This window comes from Romboutsia sp. Marseille-P6047 (assembly GCF_900604535.1).
Classification (GTDB): domain Bacteria; phylum Bacillota; class Clostridia; order Peptostreptococcales; family Peptostreptococcaceae; genus Romboutsia_E.
This window is the reverse complement of sequence record NZ_UWOT01000003.1, coordinates 252,859-277,921: the sequence shown is the minus strand read 5'-3', so window position 1 is coordinate 277,921 and position 25,063 is coordinate 252,859. Positions and strand designations below refer to the sequence as shown.

The following is a 25,063-nucleotide window of genomic DNA, read 5'->3' as shown; positions in this document are numbered from 1 at the left end:
TAAAAAATAACTACTAAGCTTATTGCTTAGTAGCTATTTAATCTAATTAATTAAATTATTATTCTCCATTATTATTGGCTTTGATGAACCATTTCCAGATGTATCATTATCAAGTCTATCCATTAAATATCCTTTTAATTCTAATCTATTTTTAAATTTAGAAACTTGGAATGGTAAAGTTGGTGCATATTTTTCAATAAATAATAATTCATTTTTTATTTGTAGTAAGATACCTGCATGCCCTACAAATACTTCACTATCTTCTGGTGAATGTAAAAATACATTTATCATTGATATATTTTCATTATCTAGAAATGATATTTTTCTTTTTTCCTATTCTTTATTTATAGCTTCTGAAAGCTTATTTACATCTTGCGTATTTTCTACTTTTATACCTGCATATAATTTAATAAATTTATCTCTATCTTTTTGGCTAAATTCACTAATGGGATTATTTTATCAATAGCTTTACTTAATAAAATTACTTCTTCAGTATTTCCATTTTCTGGATATAAATCTCCTAGTATCCTCTTCATAATCATTAAATCGCTGTCTTTTATTTTAATCATTACTATCTCTCCTTAATAAAATATTTATTTTTATAAATATTTTTGATCGTACTCCTCTTATCTTAATGATAATATATCTTTTTTATAAAATTATAAATACTTCGTAAACGACATACTTTTATAGGTAAATGACACAAAAACAAAAAAATTGTATCCAGATTAAATTTGAATACAATTTTTGTTTTCATATTTCATATATATATAGCATTTACTTGATATTGCAAAGGTTAATCATTTATTACTAAACATAAATAATACTTGTGATAAATAGTTATCATTAATATCTTCATATCCTAAATACACACTATATATAACAGAATCAAAGTCTGTAGTATCAAAAGATATTACGCCATTTTCATCTACACACTGTGATAAATCTAATGTAATATCTTCTAATGTTTGATTGTTTCTTATCGTCAAACTTATTGGTGATAACTTTTCACCTTTTCTATTTAAAACATCATAGTCTATTGTCACTCTATTATCCTTTTTATCTATTTATCCTAATGTTATTATTTGAGGATTAGCTCTTAAATCTGTTAATTTTTTAAGATCTTTAAGCGGTGATAAATCACTTATTTCATTATATTCTATATTTAATGATTCTAAATTTTTCGCATACTGTAGTCCATTTAAGCTTTCAGCTCCTTGAACATTTAAACTAGTAATTTTTTGCATATCACCAACTGTTATATTATCACTAGATAAATTAAGTACTTTCTTTATACTTGATTTAAGATATTTATCTTCTATACTTACTACTTCACTTAAATCTACGCTTGATTCAGCGTTCGCAAAATGCAGTTTAGCATCTGCCCAAGATGCATGGTCTGACCCTTGTCCATTACCTCCATCTGTCACTACTAGCTTTAACTCTTTAGCATCATTTATATCTACTTCAACATACTTTTGTGGTTCTCTTGAATTCATGACTCCACTATCGAATTTCTTCTCACCATCAACATAAACTTCAAAACTTACACAACCAACAGTTCCAAACATAGCCCTATCCACACCTACATATGATGTAAAGTATGCATAGTCTTTATCACTTAAATCATATATTATCGTTGAAGTTGAATGAGCACCTATACCTCTCTCATAAACTACTTCTTGATTATTTTCATCTGTAAGCTTTATTGTATTTCCACTTATAGATTTATCTTTATTAGGAGATTTATAGCTATTTTGAGTAGAATTCCACTCATAATCAGTTAAGTATTTATTATCATCCATATTAACTACTGCTATAGTTCTAGTCTTACTTACTTTATTACCATCACTATCAGTAACAGTGTATATTATAGGGTATTTACCTGGTTTATTAAAGTTTACTTTACCTCTTACCTCAATATTAGAAGTTATGTCTCCATCTTCTGTGTCAATTGCGCTATAACTTTCATTTAAGTCTACTACTTCTCCTAATTTAGTAGATATTGATTTTGGTATAGTTAACTGTGGTTTAGAGTTTGTAGTGTAAACTTTAGTATCTGCCCATGAAGTAAAGTCTCCAAGACCTCCATCTCCAGCATCATCTGCTACTAACTTAAGTTCTTTCACCCCAGTTATATCTAAACTTACAAATTCAGCTTTAGAATCTTTTCTTATTACATCAGAAGTATAAATTTCTTCACCATCTGCAAATATCCTAAATATTATACTTGTTCTATTATCATTATAGTTTTTATCTGTTCCTAAATAAGTTGTAAAGTAACTGTAATTCCCATCTAGATTATAAACTATTTCTGCATTTGTAGCAGCACCTATACCTTTATCAAATTCATTTATAGTACCATCTATATTAAGCTTTATTTTATTAGTTGAAGCTACGCACTATCTTTGTTTACACTTCTCCATCCAGATGTTGCTACTTCCCAATCCATATCAGATAAATATTTATTCTCACTATAAACTACAACTTTTCTCTCTTTTGATGTAGAGTTTCCGTCACTATCAGTAACAGTATAAGTTAAAGCGTATTCTCCAGCTTTACTTGTAGTAAATTCATTAGTATTAATCTTAACATTTGAAATTATATTTCCATCTTCTTGGTCATTAGCAACTACATTACTCATCAAATCAAATTCACTATTTAATTTAACAAAAGTATTTTCTTCAACATTTAAAGTCGGGAATTTTGCTATTATTATTTCTTTTGCTTTATTTAAATCATCTTCAAATAAGCTAAATGCTGGATGATTTTTAATATCTTCTCTTAAAACTTCTAATTTTTCTAAAGTATTGTATTCTTCATTTACTTCAGTTTTATTAGCATCTATAAATAAATCATTATTTATTTTATCAGATAAAACATCTTCTTTATAAAATGCTACTTCACCTATTGAAGCCCAATTTTGGTGAGCATTTATAAATTTAAACTTAACTCTTCTCACATCAAATTTAGATAATTTGAACTCTATAACATCATTTACACTTCCATCATATGCCCCTTTACCTGCTAGTATAAAGTCATCTCCCTCTGATTTGCTTGAAACATATATTTCAAAATTACGTGCAAATCCTTTACCACCTCTTCTAGAAGCATAGGTCATCTTGTCTATATCTACATTTTCACCTAAATCAAATATAACTTCATTTTCAAATGAGCTACTGTTCGGACTATTAGTTTCCCAGTGAGTATTAATATTTTCATCTATTGCGTAACCTATTACACTTGAGCCATAGTTACCTGCATTATTTTTTGCAGATACTATAGGTAATTTAAACTCTTTGTTGTATTCAGATAGATTATCAAAAGAACCATATTTAGTTTTATTAACTGTAAAGTTTTCATATATAGTTATAAATGCTTTTCTTTCAGTTACGTTATTATCACTATCTGTAACTCTATATAAAACTTCAAATCTACCCGTTTTTCCGTCTTCATAAGTGTTAGAAACTACCTCTATTTTAGAAGTTAAGTCTCCATCTTCTGTATCTTCTGCAGTTATAGCTTCCATTATATCTACATTTTCACCTAAAAGATAAGTCTTATCCTTAACATCTATATTCGGTTTTGTATTATTTGTAGTTAATTTAGGATTAGCTATTACAGCGTGATCAGATGTATTTCTATTTCCACCATCATGAACTTCTATAACTAATTCTTCTACACCTTTAACTGGGACATTTATACTTACCATATTATTAGCATGCTTTAAAACATTTGTAGTTGCTAGAGTTTTTCCATCTCCAATAACTTTAAACGTTATACTTGATTTATCTTGAGCAGATATGTTCATATCAACTCCAAGTAAAGCTTCAAAATTATCATAATCTTTACCTGATAAATCATAAGTTATCTTACCATTTGCATGTATTCCAAAACCTTTTTCAAATGTTTTAATATCTCCATTTATTCTACCTTTTATATCTTTATTTCTTCTTGGGCTACCATATTGAGTTTCAACAGCTTTCCATTCACTATCTGATAAGTAATCGTATTTACTTACTACTTCAACCTTTAGTACTTTTTCTGTAGTTATTCCTTCATCAGTTATTATGTACTTAACTTCATAAATACCTTGTTGATTAGTATCTACATTATGCTCAACCTTAACTTTAGATGTTATATTTTCTCCATTATGATTAAGTGCTTTAACATAATCCATTGGTTCAAATTCTTCTCTAAGTCCTATAGTGAATTCATCTTGTTGTATGCTTATGCTTGGTGTAAATGAGTTTACTTCAACCTTATCTCCAGTTGTTAAATTAAGTGCATAAGGAATTATTTCATACTTAATATTCTCTTCATGAGTTGCATTAGTATCTATGTAACTATTACTTGAGGTAAACCCTATTACTTCTCCATTTCTTAGGATTTCATAACCAAGTAAATCGTCTTTCATGTTTTCATTTATATTCATACTTAGTTTTATACCAGAATCTAATTTAGATAATGAAACTTCTAAATCAGTGTCACTAATTACAAATCCATTACCTGTATATTTCATTGCATTAGTGTTTAGATACCATATTTTCTCATTTGATTTAGGGAATCTTTTTAAATTATTTTTACATTCTTCTGATAAAGTAAATCCATACTTTTCAAAGTAGTGTGTTAAATTCATACCTATAACCTCTGATGAATAAGTTGCAAGTATATCTTTCTTTTCTTGATAATCCTTTGGATTAGGTCTTCTTTCTCTATACATAGCTTCTAATTCTTGCCAATAAGTATCTTTCTTTATTTGTAACTGCCAAAACATTCCTAGTTTTTGATCAAGATTAAAGTCTTCAAATCCTTTTGTAGATTCTTTCGGTGCTAGCATACTATATATATTGTTATAAGGAACTCTATCTCCCTTACCATTATTTATTGATGCATAGTTTGCCCACATATTATTAGTTACTTCTCCCCAAGTTCTAGGCTTTATATCCATTTGATGGCCAAACTCATGAATAGTTCCCCATATAATACTATTCATACTACTTTTATCTGGCCTTAGTATTATTTCTTGTATATGTCTTTGAATACCTACATGATCCCCTGCTGCATAAGCTGCTCCATAAGGTTGCATTAATCTTATTGTTCCTCTAATATTAGTAGAATCATTTGTAAGGTCACTTTCGTCATCTTTTAATCCTGCAAATGCAATGGCTTCTTCTAATTGACTATCCCAAGTAGCAATACTTTCTTCAATATCAATTCCTTCATTTACATATACTTGGTACGCTGCTTTTGCAGTTCCTGTAAGCATCAATCTTTTTGTATTAAACTCAAATATATCTACAGTTGTATCTGGATTTTCATCTAATTTTTTCTTATATTCTTTTAACTCTTTTAAAAATTCTTCTTGGTTATCACCAGTATTAAATAGTGGGAATTTTTCTCCTCCATCTATACGAACTACTGGTGCCTTTCCTTGTTGTTCTTCTGTATATTTATTTACTAAGTATACAGCTCCACCTTTAGCACTTTTTTGAGACCAACTATCACTATAAATTTCTGGTACTACTATTGTGTTCATACCTTTCTTTAATTGATAGTTTCTTCTCCAATTGCCATAGTGACCTTCCTGTTGTGAAAATACTATTGATGGTAGTGGTTTGCCATCTTCTGCTTCAACAAATATATTAAATACTTCTCCTGGTTTTGCTACTATCCCAGTTGATTGAAAGTCATTTCCAAAACTTGACATAAGTAAGTTATTTGTAGCTTTTAAGTGTGTATCACCATTTTGCATTACTGTAAAAGTACTATCTGAATAATCTTTATCACCTTGTAGAATTTCCTTAGCTAAGTCTATAGCATATATTAGTTGATCTTTTAAAGGATGATTATTAACTTCTTTTTCTAAATCATTTATTACATCTATATTGTTATATTCATCTTTTAACTTAACCATTGTACCATCTGTAAATATATTATTTATAATACTTGGTAATGAGTCTTCTTTATATAACCAAAATACAGAGCAGGCTGCTTGATTTAAATTTCCTTTTTTAAATACAAACTTTATTCTTTTAAATTCAGTTGGTTCAAAAGTTATTTCTTTTATATCATGGCTTGCTGCTTGCTCTCCTGTAGCTACTAATTTAAAGGTATCACCTTTAGTAGTGTTTGATGCATATATCTCAAATTCTTCTGCATAACCTTTTTGCCACGATGGAGTTCCACCATATATTAACCTATCTAAAACTGTAGCTTCTTTTAACTGTACTACTATTTCATTTTTAAAATCATCACTATTATTTTTTCTAGATGCCCAGTATGTTTTAGTATCATTATCAAAAGCTTTCATTAAAGCTTCACTGCTAGACCCATCATTACTGCTTATTTTTTCTATTTCTGAATTATCTACTTTAAATGCTTTGTTATAGATTTCCTCATATTTTCCATTAACTTTTTCAAATTTTTGAATTTGAGCATTTTGACTTTCTATATTATTTTCTTCTTTAAGTAATATCTTTGCATTTTCTATATCTTCTTTAAATTCATTATAAAGAACATGATTTTTTATTTCATTTTCTAAAGCTTCTATTTTTTCAATAGTATTAAACTCATCACTTACAACACTCATAGTGCTATCTGCAAATAATCTATTTATCTTATCAGCTAACTCATCTTCTTTATATAGCATAAATTCTGAAGCTGATGCCCAATTTTGATTAGCTTTTTTAAACTTAAACTTTATTCTTTTAAACTCTGCTTTATCAAACTTTATTTCAACTATATCTGAAGTAGATCCTGAATACTTTCCATGACTTACTACAGTAAAATCATCACCATCATCTGTAAGTGAAGAATATATTTCAAATTCTTGAGCAAATCCTTTTCCCTTAGCTGAATCTTGTCTTGCTCCATATACTATTCTGTTTAAACTTGTAATTTCATCTAGTGTAATTATTACCTCATTTTCAAAACTTGAACTATTAACCTTATTAGTCTCCCAGTGGGTACTGAAGTCTTCATCTATAGCTTTAGTTATTACTGATGATGGGTAATTTCCTCCGTTATTAGTTATTGAAATTATTTTTGAGTTATCTAATTTAAAAGATTTATTATATTCTTCTAAATAACTGCTATTAAGTAAATTAAATTTACTTACTTTAGCTTGATTTGATTGTATATCTTGATTATTTTTATCTGATATATTTGGGACTACGTTATTGTCCCTCAATTCATGTGCTAAAACACCTATAGTGCTTGCTGAAAAGTTTGTAATGATTGCTGCCATAGTTAACGCTGCTATTTTTCTTTTGTGCATATTTATCCTCCTGAATAATTCTCCCTCAGAAGTACATTATTTAGGCATAAAAAAAGTTACTCATAAAGAGTAACTTGAAATAGACCTAATAATTTCATACTAAGCTTAAAACAAAAAGTATAATGTACTCTTTGGCAACTGGCTGACATAGTTAAAAAACCTTAGTCCCTATAGCTTTGTGTCACTAAGTTTCCTTAGGTTTACCTATTAAATTTATTCAGTATTTTACCATTATTTTTTATATTATGTCAATTACTGTTATATTATTTACACTAAAATTATAAATAATTCAATTCATTTTATAACAACTATCTTTCCCTAGTATCAAGAACAAATGTAATCTGTGTTATATAATTATCGACTTTATCTTCGTATGTCATATAAACAGTATGTATCCCCGAATAAAAATCTGTTGTGTCAAATGATATTTTTCCATTTTCATCTACGCATTCTTCTACGTTTAAAGTTGTTAAGTCCCATGTTCTATTATCTTTTATGATTATAGACGTTAGAGTTAATTTTTCACCATTTCTGTTTAAAACGTCGTAGTCTACAGTGACTTTTTTATCTTTTGCCAAAACCCAATCCTCTGTTATTATTTGAGGGTGTGCCTTTAGGTTTGTCAAATTTTTAAGGTCTTTTAATGGTGATAAATCTTTTATTTTGTTATTTTCTATGTTTAGTGATTCTAGATTCACAGCGTATTGTAAACCTTCTAAACTTTGAACATTTTTAACTGTTAGTGAAACAAGCTCCCTCATATCACCTAATCTTACTTCACCTTGTAGACCAAGTTCTTGTTGTATACTTAATTTAAGATTTTTATCTTTTATTTGTATTATTTGACTTAAGTCTATTTCTACCGCAGAATTGATTGCTTTTCTTATCTCCTCTACTGCTGTATCTATTTTAGTTTGATTGTTAGAACTTAAAGTTTTTTCACCATTTTCTATAGCATTTTTTATATTTTTTGCAGATTCTTCAGTGTAATTCCCTAAATCCAAGGCCCTAGCTTCTTCTAAAACTTCTTCTAATTTGCTTAAATCAAATTCAGAAAAATTTCTAAATTTAGCATCTGCCCAGTCGGCATGATCCCAAGTGTCTCCGCTATCAGCTACATCTACTACTAGTTTGATTTCGCTAGAATTTCTAACATCAACAATTAAGTGCTGTTTTGGTGTATTTGATTTCATAATAGGTGTTTCTGCCTTTAAAACCCCATCTACGTACACCTTAAATATAACACTTGATGCTTGTTGACCTGCTACAAATTGATCAAGTCCAACCCAAGCATCGAATATATCGTAACCTGTTGAATCGTAAACTATTTCTGAGTAAGCGTGAGTTCCTATACCCTTTTTAAAAACTTCAACGTATCCATCTTCATTTAAAAGTTTTATAGGTTCTTGTCTTACTGATTTATCTTTTCCTATGTAACCTGAACCTATTGTTGCAGATTTCCAATTTAAATCAGATAAATAAGTTTCTTTATCTGTAACTACTACTGTTCTTGTAAATTGGGCTTTGTTTCCATCACTATCTTTTACAGAACAAGTTACGTTAAATATACCTGTATTTCCTTTAATATAATCTGATTCTACTTCTATTTTAGAAGTTAAATCACCATCTTCACCATCTGTAACACTTATTCCTTTAATTAAATCAATTTCTTCATTTATATTAAATGCTACACTCTCGTCACCTTTGAATTTTGGCTTACCATTGCTTGTTGTTAGTTTAGGATTAACTATTATACAGTGATCACTCGTATTTCCATTACCACCATCATGTACTTCTATTACTAATTCCTTCACTCCAGAAACTGGAATATTTATATAAGCTAAGTTATCATAGTAACTCATAATATTTGTTGTTGCTACAGTTTTTCCATCTGCTACAACTTTAAAAGTTACACTTGAATTATTATTTTCTCCTATAGCTGTGTCTACACCAATTAATGCTTCAAAGTTGTCATATTCCTTATCAGATAAATCATAAGTTATCTTTCCATTTGCATGTATTCCGATACCATTTTTAAATGTTGTTACCTCACCATGTACCATTCCTTGTATGTTACTGTTTCTTCTTGGAGTTCCCCACTCAGTATTTACAGATGTCCACTTAAAATCTGATAAGTAATCATAGTCACTTACTACTTCTACTTTTAAACTTTTCTCCACAGTTACTTCTTCATTGGTTAATGTGTATTTAACTTGATAAGCTCCGTTTTTATCAGTATTTACATTGCTTTCAACTTTTAATTTTGATGTTATGTCCTCACCTAAATAGGTAAAACCTTTAACATAATCTTTTGGGTTAAATTTCTCTCCTCTTTTTAAAGTTACTTTCTCTTGTTGAATACTTATGCTTGGCTTTAATGAATTTATTTGAACTTTGTTTCCTATTGTTAAATCTTTTGCATAAGGAACTACTTCATATTCGCTATTGTCATCTGTTGAATCTTTATCTATGTAAGTACTTCTTGTAGTAAATGCGATTACCTTTCCATTTCTTAGTATTTCATAACCAAGTAAATCATCTTTCGTATTTTCATTTATACTCATGCTTAGTTTTGTTCCAGAAGTTAATTTTAATAATGATACATCTAAACCTGTATCAATACCATCAAATCCACTTCCTTCATAATCCATAACAGTACTATTTAAGTACCATATTTTATCCTTTGACTCTGGTAGTTGTTTTAAACTTTCCTTACACTTATCAGATAACGTAAATCCATATTTTTCAAAGTAGTAAGTTAGGTTAATACCTAGAACTTCTGAAGAATAAGTTGCAAGTATGTCCTTCTTTTCTTGTTCATTTCTTGGTCTAGGTTTTCTTTCTCTATATAAAGTTTCTAACTCTGCCCAATAAGTATCTTTCTTTAATTGTAATTGCCAAAACATACCTAATTTTTGGAAATAGTCAAAATCATCAAATCCTTTTAATGAGTCTTCTGGGGCTAGGTATTTATATAAATCACTGTAAGAAACCCTATCTCCCATTCCATTTTTTATATGAGCACTATTTGCCCACATGTTATTTGTAACCTCAGGCCATTCCCTAGCACTAATATCCATTTGGTGACCAGCTTCATGTACTGTAGCCCATAAAACAGAATTTAAACTGTCTCTATCAGTTCTTAACATCGATTGTTCATAACCTCTCTGTATACCAATATGGTCAACATAAGCATATGCTAAACCATAAGGTTGCATCAATCTTATGGTTGTTCTAACATTTGTAGAGTCGTTAGTTGGATCTGTTTCATCATCTTTTAACCCAGAAAATTCAAATGCATCTTGAATTTGACTATTTAGATTATCCACACTTTCACCAATATCTACACCTTCTTCTACATATACCTTATATGCAGCTGATGCAGTTCCTGTGTATAGCAATCTGGTACTGTTAAATTCAAATACATCTACTGTATTTTCAGGATCTTTTTCTAATTTTTCATTATATTCTTTTAATTCTTTTATGAATGCTTCTTTGTCATCTCCTAAGTTATATAATGGGAAAGTTTCGCCACCTTCAATACGAACCACTGGAGCTTTTGCTTGTTGTTCTTTTGTGTACTTATTCACTAAGTATACTGCTCCACCTTTTACAGTTTTATTACTCCATGAATCACTATAAATTTCTGGTACTGTTATAACATTTTTACCTTGCTTTAATTGATACTGTCTTATCCAGTTTGAGTAGAAACCTTCATGTTGAGTAAATGCAATTGATGGTAATGGTGATCCTTCTTCTGATTCAACATATATTGTAAACTCTTCTCCTGGTTTTGCTATTATACCAGTTGATTGTAAGTCTGTACCGAAAGTAGACATTTGTAAATTATTTTTTGCTTTTGCATGTGTATTACCATATTGTGTAAGTGTAAAAATTCTATCTGAATAGTCTTTATCACCTTGTAAAACTTCTTTTGCTAAATCTATATCATGTATTAATTCATCTTTTAGAGGATGATTATTAACCTCTTTTTCTAAATTATTTATTACATCTATATTGTTATATTCATCTTTTAATTCAGACATTGTACCATCTGTAAACATGTTACTTATAACATCTGATAATGAGTCTTCTCTATAAAACATAAATTCCGAAGCAGATGCCCAGTCTTGGTTAGCTTTTTTGAATTTAAATTTTATTCTTTTAAATTTCTCCTCATTAAATTTTATTTCAACTATATCTGAAGTAGATCCTGAATACTTTCCATGACTTACTAAAGTGAAATCATCACCATCATCTGTAAGTGAAGAATATATTTCAAACTCTTGAGCAAAACCTTTCCCCTTAGCTGAATCCTGTCTTGCTCCATATACTATTCTATTTAAACTTGTAACTTCATCTAGTGTAAGTATTACCTCATTTTCAAAACTTGAACTATTAAAATTACCGGTCTCCCAGTGGGTACTAAAATCTCCATCTATAGCTTTAGATATTACTGATGATTCATAGTTTCCACCATTATTAGTTATTGAATTTATCTTAGAGTTGTCTAATTTAAAAAATTTATTATATTCTTCTAAATAACTACTATTAAGTAAGTTAAACTTACTTACTTTAGCTTGATTTGATTGTATATCTTGATTATTTTGATCTGATATATTTGGGACTAACTTATTATCCCCCAATTCATGTGCTAAAACACCTACAGTTCTTACTGAAAAGTTTGAAATGATTGCTGCCATAGTTAATGCTGCTATTTTTCTTTTGTGCATATTTCTCCTCCTGAATAATTTTCCCTCAGAAGTACATTACGTTAGAATAAAAAAGTTACTCAGAAAGAGTAACTTAAAATAGACCTAATAATTTCATACTAAGCTTAAAACAAAAAGTATAATGTACTCTTTGGCAACTGGCTGACATAGTTAAGAAAACCTTAGTCCCTATAGCTTTGTGTCCCTAAGTTTCCTTAGGTTTACCTATTAAATTCATTCAGTATTTTACCATTATTTTCTATACAATGTCAATTACTGTCGTATTATTTATGCTAAGATTATAAATGTATATATCCTAATTATTTTATCGTAAGCAATTTATTGAATTTTTGACATAAGACAGTTATACACTAGATTTTTTTAACTTAGTATTCTTTAATATTTTATACCTTTAATTTTTTTAATTTACAGTAGTGAGCTTGATGTACTTAACTACTAAATATCTTGATTTCACTAGCTTCTACAATAGAACACTTACTAAGTTTAAACTGTCCTTTTTAATTTTAAGGTCTTAATGTTCATAAAGTTTCTAACTCTATCCAATTTATAGAACACTAAAACATAAAATAGTACATTAAAAATTAATAGGTACCTTATACGGTGGTGTTACATATCCTCTTTTAGTTCCCCTTTTTGTATATTTTGCACCTTTACTTAACAAACAAGTTTTTATTCCTTTTGTAGAATTTACATTTAATATACTTGCTATTTCCATACTAGGTTTAAACTTCCAATGAGATTTATCAATCTCCCAATTAAATTCCCTATCTATAGAAATTTCAACCGAGTTATATATTTTAAATTCTTCGTTACTATTGTTGAGTAACTCTAGTTCCTCTGATTCTAAATAATGTTTAACTTTATTTTCTTCCTTAACATGCATTACCTCTCCCCATAGACTTTCTATATCTAAATTATCAATTATGTTAAAATCTATTTCTTTAACAGGAATTATCAAGTACCTTCTATTTCCTGTTTCATCCTTTAGAAAATCATCATTATTAACAGTTGCATAAAAAGAAGTTTTCCTTGGATAGATTACAGTTTTAATAGCATAAGGTCTTCTAAATTCATCATTTTGCTCTGTAGTAAATGCTTTAAGTTTTGATAAATCGCGTTTCAATGTTGCATCTAGCTCACCTAATTCAGATACCCAATATTTGATACATTGATAAACCTTATCTTTATCACTATGGTATAATTCCAGACCTGTTTTTGCATATATTGGTATAAGCTTTTTTATTAATCTGGTTTTCCAAGGCCTTGTCTGCCTTGCAGTATAAGTATTCCTTATATATTTAAATTTCCTTCATTAAAAGGTATCATAGCTGTATTTAACAACCATTTGGTGATAAGTATTTTCTTTAACTTAGGATTAAAATCTTCTGGTGTTATAATAGGATCACATAATTTTTGTATATATTTATAATTACCATCAAACTCCATATAACACTCTCTTAGATAATCTATTACAGGATTTTTAGGACTTGCTTCTCCTATACGATTTACAAATTTATCAATAGTAGCAAATGGTAGCTTAAATCCATATTTAATACATATCGAATGGATATCTACTAGTTGATTATCTAAATTAGTTAGTCTAGTCCTTCTATTTCTACATCTTTTGTAATGTCATTATAGGATGCTGTTATATTATTTGCTTTTAAAATTTCATTCACATTTTCCCTTATTTTTAGTGGTACGTTTTTTTCATCTATATATGGGTAGTTGATAAAGTAACTTTTATTTTCTTCTTCATCACTTTTACAAGTTAGTTCAAAATCTTTCTCTATGTCACATTCTTTTATGGCTTTGCTTGATTATTATAAAACTGAACTGCATTATTTTTATTTACTTTATGATTAGATTTTTTATTTAGATTTGGTAAATTTATTGGTATTCCTAATATTTCATATGCTTTTTTTAGAACTTGTCTAAATGGAATGCTTTCTACTTTTTGTATAAAGTTTATTATTGTTTCTAAGTTTTTTAGGTTGTTTATACTTTCAATATATTCGTTATACATGTTTCCCCCTGTGGTTATTTTTATAGTATAATTTCTGATATTTCTAGTTCTAATGCCTTAGCTATTTTATAGATAGTTTCTTGTCTTGGTGTTCCTTGGCTATTTATTATTCTTGATAATGTCGATGTTGAGATTTTTGATATTGATGCTAGTTTTGTTAATGAATATCCTTTTTGTAGCATTTTTGTTTGTATTAGTTTGGTGTTGATTTTATAATTCATTTTATTTCCTCCTGTTTTGTTTGATTTTGTTTTATGAGTATATAGTATCAAAGATTTTTTGCATATACTTATAATCTATGTTAGGAATTTATGTAATAAAAAATGCCTATCATGCTGAAGTAGCATTATAGGCATCTTAATAAGTTAATCTAATATTTTTCTATATTTATCTTGAATAAAAATACTGGGATTTAAGGTAAATCTGTTGACTCTTTCCAACTTATGCTACAGTCAAATATTACAGAATCTAAAACACTTTCTCTATTTTCTATCATATCTATAAGTAATTTTGTAGCATGTTTCCCTTCTTGATAAGTTGGCTGATCAATGGTTGTTACTGAAGGTGATGCATAAATTGTCCAATTCCAGTTATCAAATCCAATTATACCAACTTGATTTGGTACATCCCATCCTATATGTTTTGCAGCTCTAAATACTTTTTGTAGTACTTTACCATGTGCAGCAAATATTGCTACTTTTTTACTTATATTTATATACTTCATTAACTCTTTACTTAAATCTGTATAAGATAATTGACTTTCCACCTTAACTATATGGCTATTAACACCTATTGACTCTATAGCATCCACAAACCCGTTTTTTCTCTCTATTCTAGTAATAGCTGTATCTAAATCTTCAGATATAAATATAAACTCTTCATATCCTTTATTGTAAAGTTGATTTATAGCTTTAAAAGTAATATCATAATTATTAGTTTTTACGCACTTACCTTTAAAATTAGGACTGACACGATCTACACAAACTATTTTTTTCCCCATTCTCTCAATATATGTAACAAGTTTATCAAATTCAGCTGTAGGCTGTACTATAAATCCATCAACCCCCATATCTAGCATTCTTGCAACATATTTTTTTTCATTTATATATTCAAAATTACTATTTCCAACTATAATTTGATAACCTTCTTTTCGTGCTATATCATCTATTCCTTTTACTATATTATTACTAAATGGATTTGTTATATCTGCAATAATAACCCCTATTAAACGTGACTTTTTTGATTTTAGGCTCTGTGCCATTATGTTAGGACTATAATTGGTTTCTTCAATTACTTGCTCAATCCTTTTTCTGGTATCATCAGACATTTTCTCAAATCGCCCATTTAAATAGAAGGATACAGTTGTTTTTGATGTATTAGCTTTTAATGCTATATCTTTTATTGTTAATTTTTTCCGTTCACTCATCTATGTCTCCTCCTTTTAATTAGCTTCTTCTTACTATTATATCATATTTTATATATTGAGTAGAATAAAGGATAGGTATATAGTTTAATCAGTATTTTATTATTTCTTTTTTTATACCTTCATTATTCTTAGTTATAAGGACTACCTTACCATAAATATGGTATCCATCTACAATCAATAATTTCTTACCTTTAAATATTTCATTATGGCATATTGCAATTATATAAGTATTTTCTTTATTTATTATTTTTATAGCTTCAGCTTCATTATCCTCCAATATTCTACCGTTACAATTTTTAATAGGTATTTTTTCAATACTTATATTACTTTCTTTCTTTGAACTATTAATAACCGTAAGAATTGATGTGAATCCATCTCCTTTTAATGTAGTAATCAATTTATCCTGTAGCTCCATTTGATTATAGTGATATGATACTATTTTTTTCTCAATATATTTATCCAGTTTATTTATATGATGTAATGTTAATGCTCCATTATTTCCTTTACATATAGTTTTTTCATTTTTTAACTCTACATTTTTAGCAAACTGGAAAATTTGATTATATTTATGAGTACCTTCTCCATAAAATCTATCTACTAAAACCCATATGTCAGGTTTTATATATATTACTGATCTATTAGTAAAAATACCTTTACTTATATATCCTAAATGAGATCCTTCTAGGTAATCATATGAATCTTTACTTATAAATGGGTGCTTTATAGGTGTCGCTACTGAACTATATCCCCAAGATCCATTTATTTTTGTAAACTCATCATCATCAACAATAGTAGTGTTATGAGCTTTACAACTTTTTAAATATTCTCTTTCTTCATTTCCTTCTATGTAAGTATATCTACCTGGATCTATTAAGTAATCTTCTCCATTAGCAAATAAACTTATATGAAGTAAGTCTGCATGACCATGCCCACTACCTAAAGTTCCACAGTGAAAGTACATATAGTTATCATTTTCTGACCAACCAGATCTCATATAATAATTCCCACTATCTTCAAATCCATAAGATACATGTTCTGGACATTTAACATTTATATCTTTATATTTTTTTATAGAATCATATCCCAAACTCCAAATACTTTCAAAATCTATTTCTTCATATGCCCCAAATTTTAATATCCCATCTTCAAATAAATAAGCAGCTTTGCTTAACATATCTCTTAAGTCTGTATCATCACTATCACTTTGACATATTTGCCTGTGATTAGGCTTTTTCATATATAAATTTGCATATGCTAGCTTTTTAGTTTTTTCTAAAATAATATTTGGTATTTCTATATTGTTTCTTTTACATAGATTTATCGTATCTAAATAACAGTGAAGAACTTCATTTAAATACATAGGAGATTGTTCCCAATGCATTCCATCTTCCATAACTTGTAAATCTATTTGTTCTTCTAATCTTCTTAATGATTCCTGTACATATTTTTCACTAAGTTCTTTATCATTTAAAAATAATCCTATGACTAATAATCCATGACTTTCTAGAACTCCCCAGTTACTTAATTTCCTAGCATCACAATAATTATTATATAAATATTCTCCATGTTCCTTTAAAGATTCTACAAAAATTCTTGTTGTTTCTTCATTTATATACTCACTATTGGAAAAATATGAATATGCTTTAACCCAGTTTTCACCTCTTATGCCAGCTTCTATAGTTCTCCATGTGGTTTTTTCTGCTTCTCCTACTTGCCTAACATTTTTTATCCAATGTGTAAGCTGCCTTATAAAGGTTTTAGTGTATTTTTCATCTTTAGTTAATACATAAGCTTGGCCTAGTGTTATCCAATATCTATGTCTATTTAGCATGAATACCCATTCTTCATCATTATTTGGTGTTTTATCCCAAATAATATCTTTAGTGAAAGTGTATGGTACAAAGGTTCTTTCCATATCCCACTTCCATTCAAATTTAAATGTATTATTACTAACGTCATTAGCTATTCTTATGGTTTCTACAACTTCCTCTGAAAAGTTTTCTATACAATAATTACAAATATCTTCTACCTCTCTAGCATCTAAGTATAAGTTTATGTTCATATTGTCACTCCCATTAATTTTTTTACTTACATAAAAGAGTTGCTTACATGTTAAGCAACTCTTTTATCTATCGATTTACACTCCCTAGGTTTTTATTTTCTATTAAATCCAGTACATCTTTTTCAGTAGACATACTCACATCCCCAATTTGTGTTTGTTTTAGGACTGCTGTTGCAGTTGCAAATTCAATTATTTTTTCAGGAGTCTCATTTTTTATAAACCCTTTTATAACTCCTGCTGCAAAAGCATCTCCTCCACCAATTCTTGAGACCATACTAAATTCATAATTAGATGCCTTGTATATTTTCTTACCATCAAATAGTACTCCAGATAAAATATGATAATTATATGCGTTACCACTTCGTAAAGTAGTTACTACATTTTTAACATTTAATTCTTCAGTCATATATTTAAATTGTTCTATTAAACTATCATTATTTACTGTATCTGTTGCTGCATCAAATACCTTAAAATTACTAGTATCTTTATTTAACCATCCAAAGCATATATAACTATCTTTAACTATTGGTTTTATAGTTTTTACAAAATCTTCATAACTACGCCAAAGGCTACTTCTATAATTTAAATCTACGCTAATTTTTATATTTCTTTTTTTAGCTTCATCTATAATTTTAGTTAATGTATTATTCAGTTCTTTGCTAAGAGCAAGACTTATTCCTGATATATGAATAAGTTCCACTTCATCTAGTAATTCACCTATATTTATATCTTCATATCTTAATTCATTTATTGAAGAATGCTTTCTATCATATATAACTTTAGCTTTCCTTGCAGATATACCTTCTTCATAGTAATAAAGTCCTAGTCTATCACCTTTTGATATTATATATTTGCAATCAACATCATTACCTCTTAAAAACGTCTTCACTAATTTTCCTAAATCATTGTCTGGTAAACACGTCATCATAATTGTATCTAAACCTAGATTGCTAAGCCCAACTGCTACGTTTGCTTCTGCACCTCCAAAACAAAAATCAAAACTGCTTGCATTGCAAATTTTTAAATTTGATGTAGGTGTTAGCCTTAACAATATTTCCCCAATTGCCAAAACTTTTTTCATATATACCTCTTTTGTTCATTATTATCTACTTTTTATATCTTTTACTTTTTCTATATATTTTCTAGTTTCAACCTCTATAGCTTTAGAGTTTTCTAATTTCGTCAATGCACTTCCTATACTAACTACATTGCATCCATTTTCAAACCATTTGTCCATATTATCAAAACTTACCCCTCCAGATACCATTACTCTAATACCTCTTATAGGGGCTTTTATATCTTTGATTATTGAATACTTAAATGCTGAACCTGGAAATAGCTTTATCATATCAGCTCCATATTCTCTAGCTTCTACTATTTCTTTTATGGTAAAGCATCCTGGTATATAAGGAACTCCATATCTATTACAAAGTATTGCTGTTTCTCTATTAAAACTTGGACTTACAATAAACTTTGCTCCAGATAAAATTGCTATTCTTGCAGTTTGGGCATCAAGTACAGTCCCTGCACCTATAATTACATTATCCATTTTTTCTTTACTTAATATTGAAATAACATTATCTGCACCATCTATTGTAAATGTTACTTCTATTATATTGCATCCTCCATTTATAGCTGCTTTAGCAACTTCAATACCTTCTTCTTCTGTATCGCTTCTTAATACTAATACAAATGCTTCTTTTTCCATATTTAATAAAGTATTTATTTTATCCATTATCTTACTAACCATCCACCATCAACAGCTAATATATGTCCATTTATATAATCAGATGCTTTACTTGCAAGGAATACAACTGTTCCCATTAAATCGTCTACTTTACCCCATCTTTCACATGGTATTCTTGAAACTATTTCTTTATTTCTATTTTCATCTGCTCTAATTGGTGCTGTGTTTGCAGTTTCTATGTATCCAGGAGCTATAGCATTTATTTGAACATTGTGTACTGCTAATTCATTTGCAAAAGCTTTAGTTAATCCTGCAACTCCATGTTTACTAGCAGTATATGGTGGTACAAACTTTCCACCTTGGAAAGATAGCATTGAAGCTATATTTATTATTTTACCGCTCTTTTGCTCAACCATTAATTTTGCTACTTTTTGTGATAAATGGTAAACTGCATTTAAGTTTATATCCATAACAGCTTGCCAATCTGATTCCTTATATTCTAATAAGGGAGCTCTTCTTATTGTCCCGGCATTATTAACTAATATATCTATTTTCGAATATTCCTTTAAACATGTTGATATTACTTCTTCTCTACATTCTGACTTAGTTAAATCACCTTTTACAAAAACTATTTTTCTTCCTATTCCTTCAACTATTTCCTTCACTTCTTTTATATTATCATCAAATGTTGTTACTAATAAATCTGCACCTGCTTTTGCTAGAGCTTCTGCATAAGCCATTCCTAAACCAGTGTTTCCTCCAGTAACTATTGCCACTTTACCATCTAAATTAAAAAAATCTAAAGAAAATTTATTTTCCATTTTCTATCCCCTCCTCTTATTTTTATATCTCTTGTGTTACTAAATCTTTTCTAGATATTATTGAAGTCATCTCTTGAATATTGTTTACAGCTGTATTTATTATATTTTCAAGTTTATCTTCTGAATTTAATACTAACGTATTCATAACTACTTCAAGAATACATCCTACTGAAACTCCACCTATTACAAATTGGTTTTCTGACTCTTCATTTAACAATATTTCTCTTGATGCAATTTGAAATGGTGCTCCACCAGTCATATCTGCAAAAATAATTAAATCTTTATTGTTTGCTACATACTCTTGAACCATCATTGTGTACTCATTATGTGTTAATTCTTCATTTAAATTTATTGCCTCTATATTATTGCTTACACCAGTTAATAACTTTATTGATGATTTCATCCCTGTTGCGTATTCCCCATGTCCAACTATTAATATTTTCATATTCTCCACCTCATACTGTACTAAGTATAAAGACAATGATTTAAAAGTACTTAAATCATTGTCTTTATCTATTTATCTTTTAATTTATTAAACTATACAAGTATTCCTAATACTGACCCTAGTATACCTAATACTAATGTTAATCCTATTAACTTATATGTAGTCCATTTTTTCTTTTTTATTAAATAGAAAACAAAGATTGTAAAAAGACCTGGTAATAATGCTGGTGCTATCTTATCAAGCATTTCTTGTACAGATACTATCTTTTCTCCACCATCAGGCATAGATGCTACATATTGAATTCCTACATTTAACTTAACAAATGATACTGCTAATCCTGATATAACTGTAACACCTATCATACTAGCTATAGATGATATCTGAGCCATTTTTTCACTTAATGTATCTATTATGCTTGTTCCTAATTTATATCCATATAAACCTGTAGCTAATTTTATAGCTAATAATATTATGTTCATCCCTAAGAAGAATAATAGTGGTCCAGCTACTAGCCCATCTTGTGCTAAACTTGCTCCTATTGTTGCTAAAAGCGGTGCTAAACAAAATTGTGCTAATGAATCTCCAATCCCTGCTAATGGTCCCATCAATGCTAATTTAATAGATCTAGCATCTTCTGGCTTATTACCATTATCCAGCATTACTAAATGCATACTTGTTATAAATGGTAAGAAATGCATATTTGAATTAAAAAACTCAACATTTGAACTTAAAGCTTCTTGGAATCCTTCTTCATCATCTTTATATATCTTTTTTAATGCAGGGTATAATATATTTGCATATCCTAATCCTTGATAATTTCCATAGTTAAATCCATTTTGAAGGAAATATGCTCTTAATGAAGTTTTTATATAATCCTTCTTAGTTAAAGCTGTTTTAGAATCTGTTCTAGACATTGTATTAGATACCATCTTCAAACACTACCTCCCCATCATTATCGTTTGAATCATTATTGTTACCTTTTATGAAATATACCAATAAAGCTAATGCTGTTCCTACAAATGCAACCCCCATTACTGGTAATTGTAAATATCCTATACATATATATCCGATTAAAACAAATGGTAATAATTCTATCTTTGCCATAACAGATAGTATCATTGCAAATCCTATTGCTGGTAACATTACACCTGCAACACTAAATCCATTTATAAGCCATTGTGGTATATATGATATAGCAGTTTCTAATCCACTAGTACTCATAGCACCAACAAATCCTATAATAAATCCAACTAATACAAATACCCAAAATGTAGCATTAGCACCTATTTTAAATTTAGTGTAATTTCTTTCTTTTATACCATTAATTGCATATTGGCTAAGGCCTGCTGTGGCTGTATATGTAGCTGTAATCAAAAATTGAAATGCAACTGCAAATGGGAATGATAATGCTAATGCTGAGGCAGGATCTACTCCTTGACCTTTCATTGTAATTGCCATTAATGTCCCTATGATACCAGGGCCCATTGGATTAGGAGGAACAGTTCCTCCTGCACCAACACCGAATCCCATAAATGCTAATTCACCTATAGCTCCCATAGTTAAAGCAGTTGGTATATCACCAAGTATAATACCTACTCCTAGAGATAGAACTAAACAGCGTGCTGAATATATTCCTAATAACATCCCTGCTAAGCAGAATCCCGTCCATAGTCCGATAAGAATACCTTGAGTTAAAGTAATTTCCATTTATTTCACCCCTATTTAATTTTAAATTATAGATATTTAGTTATATCAACTTCAAGTGCGCCATGATTTCCTGAAGGAGTAGCTTTAGTATTAAATTTCATATTATGTTTTTTATATAATTCTCTTAAAGCAGCTTTATCATCTTCACCTAAGAATATAGAGCGTGTAACTGGTTCTTTACCTGGTGCATTATGTATATTTCCTATATTTATTTCATTTACTGGAACTCCACCATCTATAAGTTTTAATGCATCTTCTGGTGTCTTTACTACTAAGAATATTTTTTGTTTAGGTGATGCTTTATGTATTAATTCACAAGTTTTTTCTATTGAGAAAAATCTCATAGCTATTGATTTTGGCACAACTGTCTTCATTAATGTTTGTTGTATTGGATCATTACTTGCTTCATCATTAGCTACTATTACAGTATTAACTCCTAAAGCATTTAACCACATTTGCCCTTGACCATGTATTAATCTCTCATCAATTCTCATCATTTCAATATTTACATTACTCATTTTTACACTCCCCTTAATCTAATTTACCAATATAGTTCCCAATCTTTATAAAATCTTATTAACGCTTCTAGGTAGAAATAATCTCCCCATATATTTCCTTCATCTACACCTTTTCCTGAATGCCAAGAGTAAACACCGTGATATAAAATCGGTTTACCTCGTGCAACTTCTTCACTTGTATAATTTTTAATTAAAGATCTAAGTATATTATGCATTGCGTACTTGTATACCTCTTTATCTTCATCTACCTCTGGTAAATACTTATTCATCTCATGCATTCCGCAAACTGCTATAGCTGCTGCAGATGAGTCTTTTGAATGACCATCTCCATCCTTAAATATTAAATCCCAATAACATACATTATCTTCAGGCAATCTATTTAAGAAGTAATTAGTCATTCCCTTATAAAGATTAAAACAACTTTCATTCTTAGTATACTTATAATTTAAAGGTATTCCATATACTCCCCATGCTTGACCTCTAGCCCATGATGAATCATCATTATACCCTTGTCTAGTCACACCTTTTAGTGGCATTCCATTTTCATTATTCATATAGAAAGTGTGATATGCTGATGCATCGTCTCTTATTACATTGTTACAAGATGTTACAAAGTGAGTGTTAGCGATTTTCCTATATTTATTATCTCCTGTAGTTTCACTAGCCCAATATAAAAGTGGTATATTAAGCAAACAGTCAATTATAAATCTATAGTTGTCTTTATGACCTAATTCTCCCCAAGCTTGAATAAATCCACCAACCTCTTGATATCTAGATATCAATTTATCGGCTGCTTTTATTGCTGCTACTTTCGCATCCAATGAACCTGTTACCTTATATCCACTTATACAAGATAATGAATAAAGAAATCCTAAATCATGATGATCTATTTCAATGTTTTTTTCTACTCTGTTCTTAAATGATGCTACATTTTTCTCAGCTAATTCTTTATATTTATTATCATTTGTATATTCATAAGCTAGCCATAAAAGCCCTGTCCAGAAACCATCTGTCCACTCTATATTTTCTATTATCTCATATTTATTTTCTTTAGTAGCTGATGATGGAAATTTTTCTTTAAAATATTCCATATTAGCATCTATTTGACTTATTGCAGCTTCTATTGCCTTTTTAACTTCAGATTTAGTCAGAAGTTTACTCTCTAAAAATTCTAAAGACTTATTGATGTTCTCAACTTCAATTTTCTTTATTTCTTTTGATTTACATAAACTTGCCTCAACTATCATATTTTCCCCCTATTTTATTTATCTTAATGTATCCATAGATATATGGTCCATATCATCAAAAGTTTGATTTTCCCCACACATTCCCCATATAAATGTATAGTTGCTTGTTCCTACTCCTGAATGTATTGACCAGCTTGGAGAAATTATAGCTTGTTCATTTTTAACTATTAAGTGTCTTGTCTCTGTAGGTTCTCCCATTAAGTGGATTACTCTTGTATCCTCTTCCATATCGAAGTAAAAATAAACTTCCATTCTTCTTTCATGAGTATGACATGGCATCGTATTCCATGCACTTCCTGGTTCTAATATAGTAAGTCCCATTAATAATTGACAACTTTCGCAAACATTTGGATGTACATATTGATATATTGTTCTTTTATTTAATGTTGAATTATCCCCTAGTTTAACTGGATTTGCTTTTTCTATTTCTATTTTAACTGTTTTATATTCTTTATGTGCAGGTACTGAATTTATATAAAACTTCGCTGGATTTTCTTTATTTGATGATTTAAATATAATATCCTTGTTTCCTTTTCCTATATATAAACCATCTTTATTATTTAGTTTAAATTCTTCCCCATCTATTAAAACTATACCTTCTCCTCCAACATTTATAACGCCCATTTCTCTTCTTTCTAAGAAGTAGTCAACACCCATAGACTTGCCTGCTTCTAATTTTAAACTTTCACTAACTGGTTTTATTCCTCCAAATATTATTCTATCTACATGGCTATAAGTAAGCTCCATTTTATCATCAATAAAAATTTCTTCTACCATGTAATGTTCTCTTAATTGGTTTGTATCATATTTTTTTGAATCATTTGGATGATTTGCATATCGATTATTCATAATTTCCCCCTTATTATACATTTCTAATTTATAAAACCGTTTTACTAAACCGTTTTACCTATTTGTTTAATTTAATTGTAAAACGTTATCCTAATATTGTCAATAATTTTTTAACAATTTTTATAATATATTTTAATATCAATTAAAATCTAGAGTAACTTCAATGTTCTACCTGTTATTATTTAAGTAAAAAAATACCCTATAGTCCAAATATTTTAACAAAAATCTACTCTATAAGATATTTTTTAGTATTAATATGACTT

The 25,063-nt window shown here is 28.8% G+C and carries 21 protein-coding genes and 2 riboswitches; all 21 genes read right to left on the bottom strand.

All coding sequences use genetic code 11. The annotated features are described in order from the left end of the window. Window positions 1-42: 42 nt before the first annotated feature. Entirely contained in the window at window positions 43-321 is a 279-nt protein-coding gene (locus tag EIH23_RS04920) for a DUF4300 family protein (RefSeq protein ID WP_279265823.1), read from the bottom strand. Window positions 322-389: 68 nt separating this feature from the next. Further along, window positions 390-569: a hypothetical protein gene (locus tag EIH23_RS04915; RefSeq protein WP_122639105.1), complete on the bottom strand. Its 180-nt coding sequence runs from the start codon at window positions 567-569 to the stop codon at window positions 390-392. 231 nt (window positions 570-800) lie between these two features. Next, a complete protein-coding gene (locus EIH23_RS04910; protein WP_122639104.1) occupies window positions 801-1,046 on the bottom strand; it encodes a hypothetical protein in 246 nt (81 codons plus the stop codon). A 21-nt stretch (window positions 1,047-1,067) separates the two neighbouring features. Continuing rightward, the gene (locus tag EIH23_RS04905) at window positions 1,068-2,336 is read right to left on the bottom strand and encodes an NPCBM/NEW2 domain-containing protein (protein WP_243113328.1); all 1,269 of its coding nucleotides are present in this window, start codon (window positions 2,334-2,336) and stop codon (window positions 1,068-1,070) included. 59 nt (window positions 2,337-2,395) lie between these two features. Further along, the gene (locus tag EIH23_RS04900; protein ID WP_122639102.1) at window positions 2,396-7,279 is read right to left on the bottom strand and encodes a discoidin domain-containing protein; all 4,884 of its coding nucleotides are present in this window, start codon (window positions 7,277-7,279) and stop codon (window positions 2,396-2,398) included. A 130-nt stretch (window positions 7,280-7,409) separates the two neighbouring features. Beyond that, a riboswitch (cyclic di-GMP riboswitch) is annotated at window positions 7,410-7,494 on the bottom strand. A 93-nt stretch (window positions 7,495-7,587) separates the two neighbouring features. Next, window positions 7,588-12,012 (bottom strand): NPCBM/NEW2 domain-containing protein, encoded by a 4,425-nt coding sequence (locus EIH23_RS04895; protein ID WP_122639101.1) that lies wholly within the window; start codon window positions 12,010-12,012, stop codon window positions 7,588-7,590. A gap of 129 nt (window positions 12,013-12,141) precedes the next feature. Beyond that, a riboswitch (cyclic di-GMP riboswitch) is annotated at window positions 12,142-12,227 on the bottom strand. A 359-nt stretch (window positions 12,228-12,586) separates the two neighbouring features. Next, the gene (locus tag EIH23_RS04890; protein WP_279265822.1) at window positions 12,587-13,255 is read right to left on the bottom strand and encodes a VapE domain-containing protein; all 669 of its coding nucleotides are present in this window, start codon (window positions 13,253-13,255) and stop codon (window positions 12,587-12,589) included. Window positions 13,256-13,302: 47 nt separating this feature from the next. Beyond that, window positions 13,303-13,458, bottom strand: coding sequence for a hypothetical protein (locus EIH23_RS16230; RefSeq protein WP_164488989.1), 156 nt, complete (start codon window positions 13,456-13,458; stop codon window positions 13,303-13,305). A gap of 358 nt (window positions 13,459-13,816) precedes the next feature. Then, window positions 13,817-14,038 carry a hypothetical protein gene (locus tag EIH23_RS04885; protein ID WP_122639099.1) on the bottom strand — a complete coding sequence of 74 codons (222 nt, stop codon included), beginning with the start codon at window positions 14,036-14,038 and terminating at the stop codon, window positions 13,817-13,819. Window positions 14,039-14,058: 20 nt separating this feature from the next. Then, entirely contained in the window at window positions 14,059-14,259 is a 201-nt protein-coding gene (locus EIH23_RS04880) for a helix-turn-helix domain-containing protein (protein ID WP_122639098.1), read from the bottom strand. A 191-nt stretch (window positions 14,260-14,450) separates the two neighbouring features. Then, window positions 14,451-15,464: a LacI family DNA-binding transcriptional regulator gene (locus EIH23_RS04875; RefSeq protein WP_122639097.1), complete on the bottom strand. Its 1,014-nt coding sequence runs from the start codon at window positions 15,462-15,464 to the stop codon at window positions 14,451-14,453. 88 nt (window positions 15,465-15,552) lie between these two features. Next, window positions 15,553-17,526, bottom strand: a complete 1,974-nt coding sequence (locus EIH23_RS04870) for an alginate lyase family protein (protein WP_122639096.1) — start codon at window positions 17,524-17,526, stop codon at window positions 15,553-15,555. Between the two features lie 67 nt (window positions 17,527-17,593). Beyond that, window positions 17,594-18,607, bottom strand: coding sequence for a sugar kinase (locus tag EIH23_RS04865; protein WP_122639095.1), 1,014 nt, complete (start codon window positions 18,605-18,607; stop codon window positions 17,594-17,596). Window positions 18,608-18,628: 21 nt separating this feature from the next. Then, window positions 18,629-19,276 carry a bifunctional 2-keto-4-hydroxyglutarate aldolase/2-keto-3-deoxy-6-phosphogluconate aldolase gene (locus EIH23_RS04860; RefSeq protein ID WP_122639094.1) on the bottom strand — a complete coding sequence of 216 codons (648 nt, stop codon included), beginning with the start codon at window positions 19,274-19,276 and terminating at the stop codon, window positions 18,629-18,631. Beyond that, window positions 19,261-20,034, bottom strand: coding sequence for a 2-dehydro-3-deoxy-D-gluconate 5-dehydrogenase KduD (kduD, locus tag EIH23_RS04855; protein WP_122639093.1), 774 nt, complete (start codon window positions 20,032-20,034; stop codon window positions 19,261-19,263). Before kduD ends, EIH23_RS04860 begins: the two co-directional genes overlap by 16 nt. Window positions 20,035-20,056: 22 nt before the next feature. Then, window positions 20,057-20,479 (bottom strand): PTS sugar transporter subunit IIA, encoded by a 423-nt coding sequence (locus tag EIH23_RS04850; protein ID WP_122639092.1) that lies wholly within the window; start codon window positions 20,477-20,479, stop codon window positions 20,057-20,059. A gap of 92 nt (window positions 20,480-20,571) precedes the next feature. Continuing rightward, on the bottom strand, window positions 20,572-21,408 hold the full coding sequence (locus EIH23_RS04845) for a PTS system mannose/fructose/sorbose family transporter subunit IID (RefSeq protein ID WP_243113326.1): 837 nt from the start codon (window positions 21,406-21,408) through the stop codon (window positions 20,572-20,574). Further along, window positions 21,398-22,186 carry a PTS mannose/fructose/sorbose/N-acetylgalactosamine transporter subunit IIC gene (locus EIH23_RS04840; RefSeq protein ID WP_122639091.1) on the bottom strand — a complete coding sequence of 263 codons (789 nt, stop codon included), beginning with the start codon at window positions 22,184-22,186 and terminating at the stop codon, window positions 21,398-21,400. Before EIH23_RS04840 ends, EIH23_RS04845 begins: the two co-directional genes overlap by 11 nt. A 26-nt stretch (window positions 22,187-22,212) precedes the next feature. After that, window positions 22,213-22,704, bottom strand: a complete 492-nt coding sequence (locus EIH23_RS04835) for a PTS sugar transporter subunit IIB (RefSeq protein ID WP_122639090.1) — start codon at window positions 22,702-22,704, stop codon at window positions 22,213-22,215. Window positions 22,705-22,727: 23 nt separating this feature from the next. Further along, window positions 22,728-23,951, bottom strand: a complete 1,224-nt coding sequence (locus tag EIH23_RS04830; RefSeq protein WP_122639089.1) for a glycoside hydrolase family 88 protein — start codon at window positions 23,949-23,951, stop codon at window positions 22,728-22,730. A gap of 18 nt (window positions 23,952-23,969) precedes the next feature. Beyond that, window positions 23,970-24,800: a 5-dehydro-4-deoxy-D-glucuronate isomerase gene (kduI, locus tag EIH23_RS04825; protein WP_122639088.1), complete on the bottom strand. Its 831-nt coding sequence runs from the start codon at window positions 24,798-24,800 to the stop codon at window positions 23,970-23,972. Between the last annotated feature and the right edge of the window lie 263 nt (window positions 24,801-25,063).

What these genes read in the sequence shown, in the direction of transcription:
- EIH23_RS04895 (WP_122639101.1), bottom strand. Translation starts at nt 12,012, where the DNA reads ATGCACAAAAGAAAAATAGCAGCATTAACTATGGCAGCAATCATTTCA.
- EIH23_RS04900 (WP_122639102.1), bottom strand. Translation starts at nt 7,279, where the DNA reads ATGCACAAAAGAAAAATAGCAGCGTTAACTATGGCAGCAATCATTACA.
- EIH23_RS16230 (WP_164488989.1), bottom strand. Translation starts at nt 13,458, where the DNA reads ATGGAGTTTGATGGTAATTATAAATATATACAAAAATTATGTGATCCT.
- EIH23_RS04875 (WP_122639097.1), bottom strand. Translation starts at nt 15,464, where the DNA reads ATGAGTGAACGGAAAAAATTAACAATAAAAGATATAGCATTAAAAGCT.
- EIH23_RS04845 (WP_243113326.1), bottom strand. Translation starts at nt 21,408, where the DNA reads ATGGTATCTAATACAATGTCTAGAACAGATTCTAAAACAGCTTTAACT.
- EIH23_RS04860 (WP_122639094.1), bottom strand. Translation starts at nt 19,276, where the DNA reads ATGGTTAGTAAGATAATGGATAAAATAAATACTTTATTAAATATGGAA.
- EIH23_RS04870 (WP_122639096.1), bottom strand. Translation starts at nt 17,526, where the DNA reads ATGAACATAAACTTATACTTAGATGCTAGAGAGGTAGAAGATATTTGT.
- EIH23_RS04915 (WP_122639105.1), bottom strand. Translation starts at nt 569, where the DNA reads ATGATTAAAATAAAAGACAGCGATTTAATGATTATGAAGAGGATACTA.
- EIH23_RS04830 (WP_122639089.1), bottom strand. Translation starts at nt 23,951, where the DNA reads ATGATAGTTGAGGCAAGTTTATGTAAATCAAAAGAAATAAAGAAAATT.
- EIH23_RS04835 (WP_122639090.1), bottom strand. Translation starts at nt 22,704, where the DNA reads ATGAGTAATGTAAATATTGAAATGATGAGAATTGATGAGAGATTAATA.
- EIH23_RS04880 (WP_122639098.1), bottom strand. Translation starts at nt 14,259, where the DNA reads ATGAATTATAAAATCAACACCAAACTAATACAAACAAAAATGCTACAA.
- EIH23_RS04865 (WP_122639095.1), bottom strand. Translation starts at nt 18,607, where the DNA reads ATGAAAAAAGTTTTGGCAATTGGGGAAATATTGTTAAGGCTAACACCT.
- EIH23_RS04850 (WP_122639092.1), bottom strand. Translation starts at nt 20,479, where the DNA reads ATGAAAATATTAATAGTTGGACATGGGGAATACGCAACAGGGATGAAA.
- EIH23_RS04840 (WP_122639091.1), bottom strand. Translation starts at nt 22,186, where the DNA reads ATGGAAATTACTTTAACTCAAGGTATTCTTATCGGACTATGGACGGGA.
- kduD (WP_122639093.1), bottom strand. Translation starts at nt 20,034, where the DNA reads ATGGAAAATAAATTTTCTTTAGATTTTTTTAATTTAGATGGTAAAGTG.
- EIH23_RS04885 (WP_122639099.1), bottom strand. Translation starts at nt 14,038, where the DNA reads ATGTATAACGAATATATTGAAAGTATAAACAACCTAAAAAACTTAGAA.
- kduI (WP_122639088.1), bottom strand. Translation starts at nt 24,800, where the DNA reads ATGAATAATCGATATGCAAATCATCCAAATGATTCAAAAAAATATGAT.